This window comes from Polaromonas sp. (genome assembly GCF_039930745.1).
In the GTDB taxonomy this organism is placed as follows: Bacteria; Pseudomonadota; Gammaproteobacteria; order Burkholderiales; family Burkholderiaceae_C; genus Polaromonas.
The window spans coordinates 1-6,174 of the sequence record NZ_JBDTTH010000146.1 but is presented as its reverse complement, the minus strand read 5'-3'; the positions used below and the strand labels follow the sequence as shown (position 1 = coordinate 6,174).

The 6,174-nt window shown below is 57.7% G+C and carries 7 protein-coding genes; all 7 read right to left on the bottom strand.

Going from position 1 to position 6,174, the window contains the following annotated elements:
* Nucleotides 1–2,317, bottom strand: a 2,317-nt coding sequence (gene rpoB / locus ABI660_RS22565; protein ID WP_348072360.1) for a DNA-directed RNA polymerase subunit beta, incomplete at its 3' end; no start/stop codon positions are given.
* Nucleotides 2,318–2,650: 333 nt separating this feature from the next.
* Complete coding sequence (gene rplL / locus ABI660_RS22560; protein ID WP_293596411.1) at nucleotides 2,651–3,025, bottom strand: 50S ribosomal protein L7/L12; 375 nt, start codon at nucleotides 3,023–3,025, stop codon at nucleotides 2,651–2,653.
* Nucleotides 3,026–3,052: 27 nt separating this feature from the next.
* A complete protein-coding gene (rplJ, locus tag ABI660_RS22555) occupies nucleotides 3,053–3,592 on the bottom strand; it encodes a 50S ribosomal protein L10 (RefSeq protein WP_348072358.1) in 540 nt (179 codons plus the stop codon).
* Nucleotides 3,593–3,863: 271 nt separating this feature from the next.
* Complete coding sequence (gene rplA, locus ABI660_RS22550) at nucleotides 3,864–4,559, bottom strand: 50S ribosomal protein L1 (protein WP_348072356.1); 696 nt, start codon at nucleotides 4,557–4,559, stop codon at nucleotides 3,864–3,866.
* Complete coding sequence (gene rplK, locus ABI660_RS22545) at nucleotides 4,556–4,990, bottom strand: 50S ribosomal protein L11 (RefSeq protein WP_077593009.1); 435 nt, start codon at nucleotides 4,988–4,990, stop codon at nucleotides 4,556–4,558. Before rplK ends, rplA begins: the two co-directional genes overlap by 4 nt.
* A 145-nt stretch (nucleotides 4,991–5,135) precedes the next feature.
* On the bottom strand, nucleotides 5,136–5,723 hold the full coding sequence (gene nusG, locus ABI660_RS22540; RefSeq protein ID WP_254425667.1) for a transcription termination/antitermination protein NusG: 588 nt from the start codon (nucleotides 5,721–5,723) through the stop codon (nucleotides 5,136–5,138).
* Between the two features lie 8 nt (nucleotides 5,724–5,731).
* Nucleotides 5,732–6,115 (bottom strand): preprotein translocase subunit SecE, encoded by a 384-nt coding sequence (secE, locus tag ABI660_RS22535; protein ID WP_348072354.1) that lies wholly within the window; start codon nucleotides 6,113–6,115, stop codon nucleotides 5,732–5,734.
* Nucleotides 6,116–6,174: the final 59 nt, after the last annotated feature.

Here is a 6,174-nt window from a genome sequence, read left to right as displayed (position 1 = left end):
TGTTGGTGTTCTGGTTGGAACGCTGGTACTTGATCAGGTTGTAGATGTCCACACCCACTTCACCAGCCAGGGCTTCCGCATCATTGACCCGCACCACAATGCGCGTCGCATCCACATAGTCCACCACGCCGCCGCGGTTCGCCGTGACAACCGTGCCGGAGTCGATGGCGGCCACGCGCTCGATGCCCGTGCCGACGAGCGGTTTTTCAGGCCGCAGAACCGGAACGGCCTGACGCGACATATTGGCGCCCATCAATGCACGGTTGGCATCGTCGTGCTCCAGGAAAGGAACCAGCGAAGCCGCGACTGATACGATCTGCGCGGGAGACACGTCCATGTACTGGATACGCTCTGCGCCGACCAGGACCGACTCGCCGTTTTCACGGGCCGACACGAGGTCGCCCGTCAGCTTGCCTGCATCGTCAAGCAGCGCGTTCGCCTGGGCGATCACGTATTTGCCTTCTTCGATGGCAGACAGGTAGTCGATCTGGTCAGTCAGCCTGCCGTCAATCACGCGGCGATACGGCGTCTCGATGAAGCCGTACTCGTTCAGGCGGGCATACAGGGCCAGTGAATTGATCAGGCCGATGTTCGGGCCTTCAGGCGTTTCAATCGGGCAGACGCGGCCGTAATGGGTCACGTGCACGTCACGCACTTCAAAGCCAGCACGTTCGCGGGTCAAGCCACCGGGGCCAAGGGCCGATACGCGACGCTTGTGGGTGATCTCGGCCAGCGGATTGGTCTGGTCCATGAACTGGGACAACTGCGATGCACCGAAGAACTCCTTCAACGCAGCCGAAATCGGCTTGCTGTTGATCAGGTCGTGCGGCATCAACGGCTCTTGCTCAGCTTGGCCTAAACGCTCTTTCACGGCTTTTTCGATACGTGCCAGACCGGTGCGGTACTGGTTCTCTGCCAGTTCACCGACGCAACGCACGCGGCGATTGCCGAGGTGGTCAATGTCGTCAACCTGGCCATTGCCATTGCGCAGGTCCACCAGGATCTTGACGACTGCGAGGATGTCCTCGTTGGTCATGACCATGGGGCCCGTGGAGGTGTCGCGGCCCACGCGGGCGTTGAACTTCATGCGGCCGACCTTGGACAGATCGTAGGTATCCGGGTTGTAAAACAGGCGCTGGAACAGGGCCTGGACGGCATCTTCCGTCGGCGGCTCGCCGGGGCGCATCATGCGGTAGATCGCCACGCGCGCAGCAAACTCGTCCGCGGTTTCGTCGGAACGCAGGGTTTGTGAAATGTACGCGCCCTGGTCGAGTTCGTTGGTGTACAGCACCTGCAGGTCCTGCACGCCGGCCACGCGCAGCTTTTTCAGCAGCGCTTCGGTCAGCTCATCATTGGCCTTGGCGATGATTTCACCGGTCTCGGCGTCCACGATGTTCTTGGCGACCACGCGGCCGATCAGGAAGTCTTCCGGGACGCTGATGGTGGACGTACCGCTTTGCTCCAACTCGCGCGTATGGCGCACCGTGATGCGCTTGTCCTTGGCGACAACCACTTTGCCGCTCTTGTCGGTAATGTCAAAACGGGCGACCTCGCCGCGCATACGCTCGGCGACGAACTCCATTTGCGCGCCGCTGTCCATCAGGCGGAAGTTGTCGAACACGAAGAAGTTCGCGAGGATGGACTCTGGGTTCAGGCCAATGGCCTTGAGCAGGATGGTGACCGGCATCTTGCGCCGGCGGTCCACACGGAAGTACAAGATGTCTTTGGGATCGAACTCGAAGTCCAGCCAGGAGCCGCGGTAGGGAATGATCCGGGCCGAAAACAGCAGTTTGCCCGAGCTGTGGGTTTTGCCCTTGTCATGCTCGAAGAACACGCCGGGCGAACGATGCAGCTGGGACACGATCACGCGTTCGGTGCCGTTGATGACGAAGGAGCCCTTGTCGGTCATGAGCGGAACTTCGCCCATGTAGACTTCTTGCTCCTTGACTTCCTTGACGACCTTGGACTGCGACGTCGAGGACTCGCGGTCATAGATGATCAGCTGGACTTTGGCGCGCACGGCCGACGCAAAGGTCAGGCCACGGGTCTGGCACTCGCGCACGTCGAAGGCTGGCTTGGCCAGGTTGTACTCGAGAAATTTCATCTCGACAAACCCGTTATGCGAGACGATGGGGAATGCATTGTCAAACGCAGCTTGCAAGCCTTCGATTTCGCGCTTTTGCGGCGCGCGGTCGGCCTGCAGGAAGGCCGTATAGGCGTCCTTTTGCATCTGCAACAGGTAAGGAACATTCAGCACACTTTCGCGGCTGCCGAAGCTTTTGCGAATTCGCTTGCGTTCGGTATAAGAATAGGCCATGAGTTCTCCGCTTTGATGGGACACAAACAAGTACAAAACTGGTTTGTTAAGCTCTGGCGACTGTCTTGAATGACTACACCACGTAATCAAACAGACTTGGTGGTTGGCCACTACCAACCATGGCGGACGGCAACGCATTGCACGTTGCCCGAACCAAGGCATTTCCTGCAGTCGGGGTCAGGAAACACTGGCAAGCAGATTCGAGAAAATCTGCTTGCCGGTGGTTCCAGGAAAGCCGAAAAACGTGCTTACGCGACGTTTGAACGGCACTCCTTGAAAGCACGAAAGGCTGGAAGCCGAACCCGGTCTTCCAGCCTTCGCGAAACACAAGAATTACTTGAGTTCGACTTTCGCGCCGGCGTCTTCGAGCTTTTTCTTCGCAGCTTCTGCATCCGCCTTGGGTGCGGCTTCCTTGACAGCCTTCGGAGCGCCGTCAACCAGATCCTTGGCTTCTTTCAAGCCCAGGCCTGTGATTTCACGAACTGCCTTGATGACGGACACCTTGTTGGCGCCGGCTTCGAGCAACATGACCGTGAAGTCAGTCTTCTCTTCCGCAACTGCAGCAGCACCGCCGCCGCCAGCGGCAGGAGCCGACATGGCTGCAGCGCTCACGCCAAATTTCTCTTCGATGGCTTTCACCAGGTCGTTGAGTTCGAGGACCGTCATGCTGTCAAGCGCGGTCAAAAATGCGTCTTTATCGAATGCCATTTTGATTTCCTAAAAAGTTGGTACAGGTTATGCCGCTGCTGCTTCTGCTGCGGGCTCTGCGGCTACGACCACATCGCTGCCGCCGCCTTTTTGTTCCGCCAGCGCGGCCAGCACTCGTGCCGTACGCGAAATGGGGGATTGCATCAGGCCCAACAGCTGGGCGAGCAGAACTTCTTTCGAAGGGATGTTCGCCAGCTGCTTCACGCCGTTCACGTCCAAGACTTTCCCCGACATGGCGCCTGCGCGAATCACCAACTTGTCATTGGTTTTCGCGAAATCGGCAACCACCTTGGCGGCAGCGACAGCGTCTGTGGAAAAGCCATAGATCAGCGGACCGGTCATCTGGTCGGACAGGACATCAAACGCGCTGCCTGCCACGGCACGGCGAGCCAGGGTGTTTTTCAACACACTCAGGTTCACGCCTTTGTCGCGGGCTTGGCTGCGAAGCTTGGTCATGTCAGCGACCGTGATACCACGGTATTCCGCCATCACGAGCGTTTGAGCTTTAGCGGCGAGGCCGGTCACTTCATCAATGACGGCTTGTTTCTCACTGCGGTTGAGACTCAAGGTCTACTCCTTAAAAATGTACTGTCGGGTTTTGGCAAGCTTGCACCTGCTTTCAACCCTTCAACACGCTCATGTTCAGCGACCAACTGTTTTCAGATTCTTTTCAAAACCATTCAAGCAGCGGGACCGCCATCTGCGTTGGCTGTCTTTCGACGATTAAGCGATGGACTTTCACCCTCTCGCACCAACGGTCCTGGATGGCCTGCCGGAACCGAAACCCCGACAGCCCACCACTTTGAACAGCCCATGCGGGCCATCCAAATTTCTGCGATTACGCCGCGATGGTTTGCGTGTCGACGCGAACGCCCACACCCATCGTTGACGAAACCGCGACTTTCTTCAAATACACGCCTTTGCTCGACGCAGGCTTGGCTTTGGTCAGCGCATCGATCAGCGCGGCCAGGTTGCCCTGCAGCTTGTCGGTGTCAAACGAACGGCGGCCAATGGTGCCGTGCACGATGCCGGCCTTGTCAACGCGGAACTGGACCTGGCCAGCCTTGGCGTTTTTCACCGCCGTGGCCACATCAGGCGTCACCGTGCCGACTTTCGGGTTGGGCATCAAGCCACGTGGGCCGAGGATCTGGCCCAGGGTACCCACGACACGCATGGCGTCCGGCGAGGCGATCACCACGTCGAAGTCCATCTTGCCTGCCTTAATGTCAGCAGCCAGATCGTCCATGCCGACGATGTCTGCACCAGCGGCCTTGGCTTCTTCAGCCTTGGCGCCTTGTGCAAACACGGCAACCCGCTTGGTTTTGCCGGTGCCGTTGGGCAACACGACAGCGCCGCGAACGACCTGATCGGATTTCTTGGCATCCACACCCAGCTGCACGGCCACATCGATGGATTCATCGAATTTGGCGACAGCGAACTGCTTGACCAGGCCCAGGGCATCAACCACCGGGTACAGCTTGTTGCTGTCGATCTTGTCGCCAACAGCTTTTTGACGTTTGGTCAGCTTGCTCATACAACGCCCTCCACCGTCACGCCCATAGAACGGGCGGAACCGGCAATAGTACGCACGGCTGCATCCAGGTCGGCGGCAGTCATGTCTTTCATTTTTGTTTTTGCAATTTCTTCAAGCTGGGCGCGGGTGATCTTGCCGACCTTGACGGTATGCGGCGTGGCAGAACCCTTGTCCAGCTTGATGGCCTTCTTGATCAGCGTGACAGCCGGAGCGGTCTTGATGATGAAGGTGAAGCTCTTGTCTGCAAAGGCGGTGATCACCACAGGCAAAGGCAGGCCGGGCTCAACACCCTGGGTCTGGGCATTGAAAGCCTTGCAGAACTCCATGATGTTCAGGCCGCGCTGACCCAGGGCTGGGCCAATCGGGGGGGACGGGTTGGCCTTACCAGCTGGCACTTGCAGCTTGATGAAGCCGACGATTTTTTTCGCCATACTTTTCTCCTTGCGGGTCATAACGCCTGGGCGCCGCCAAAAGGCAGGCCCGGGCTCCCCGGGGGTTACACAACTCAATCATGGTTCCGAAGAACCCTTCGCGCCGAGTTGCAAGGCGCGAAATTTTGAACTGCCGACCGAAAACCTATGTTTTTTCGATCTGGCTGAATTCCAGCTCAACCGGTGTGGCACGGCCAAAAATCGTGACCGAAACCCGCACCTTGTTCTTGTCGTAGTTGACTTCTTCGACCGTGCCGTTGAAGTCGGTGAACGGGCCATCCTTGACGCGTACATATTCGCCGGTTTCGAACTCCACCTTGTGGCGCGGCTTCTCGGTGCCAACCTGCATCTGGTCAACGATCTTTTGCACGTCTTCTTCGGAAATAGGCGCTGGGCGATTTTTGGCGCCACCGACAAAACCGGTGACCTTGTTGGTGTGTTTCACCAGGTGCCAGGTTTCATCATCCATGACCATTTCGACCAGCACATAGCCTGGAAAAAAGCGGCGTTCCGTTGTTTTCTTCTGGCCATTCTTGATCTCGACGACCTCTTCGGTTGGCACCAGAAAACGTCCAAATTTAGCCTGCATGCCGGCACGGTTGATGCGCTCGACAATATTGCGTTCAACGGCTTTCTCCATGCCCGAATAGGCATGCACCACATACCACTGCATACCGGGAGCCGGATGCAGGGATGCGCCAGCCGCCACTTCGCTGACCACGTCACCGTTCATATCGCTCATTATTTCTTCCACCCCAAAATCAGGTCGTAAAACACCCATTCAAGTGTTTTATCGGTGAGCCACAAAAAGAGGGCCATGATCACCACAAAGGCAAAAACATAAGCGGTCATCTGCATGGCTTCTTTGCGGGCCGGCCACACCACTTTTTTGACTTCGCGCCAGGAATCACGTCCAAAAGCGACGAACTGTTTGCCGGGCTCGGAGGTCATGAACACAACCACGGCCGCCACCAAGCCCACTACAAGCCCACCCCACTGAGCGATCTGCCCCTGTTTGCCCAACAGGTAAAAGCCCGCCAGAGAGGCCACGACCAAAGCCACGGCAAGGGCCAACTTGGCCTTGTCTGCGGTGGTGCTGACGGTTTCGACTTGAGAAGTGGCCATGAGTGCCTGATTCCTGTTCAATCTTCATGCGTCTTTTCAGACGCTTAAGCCCACCTGGG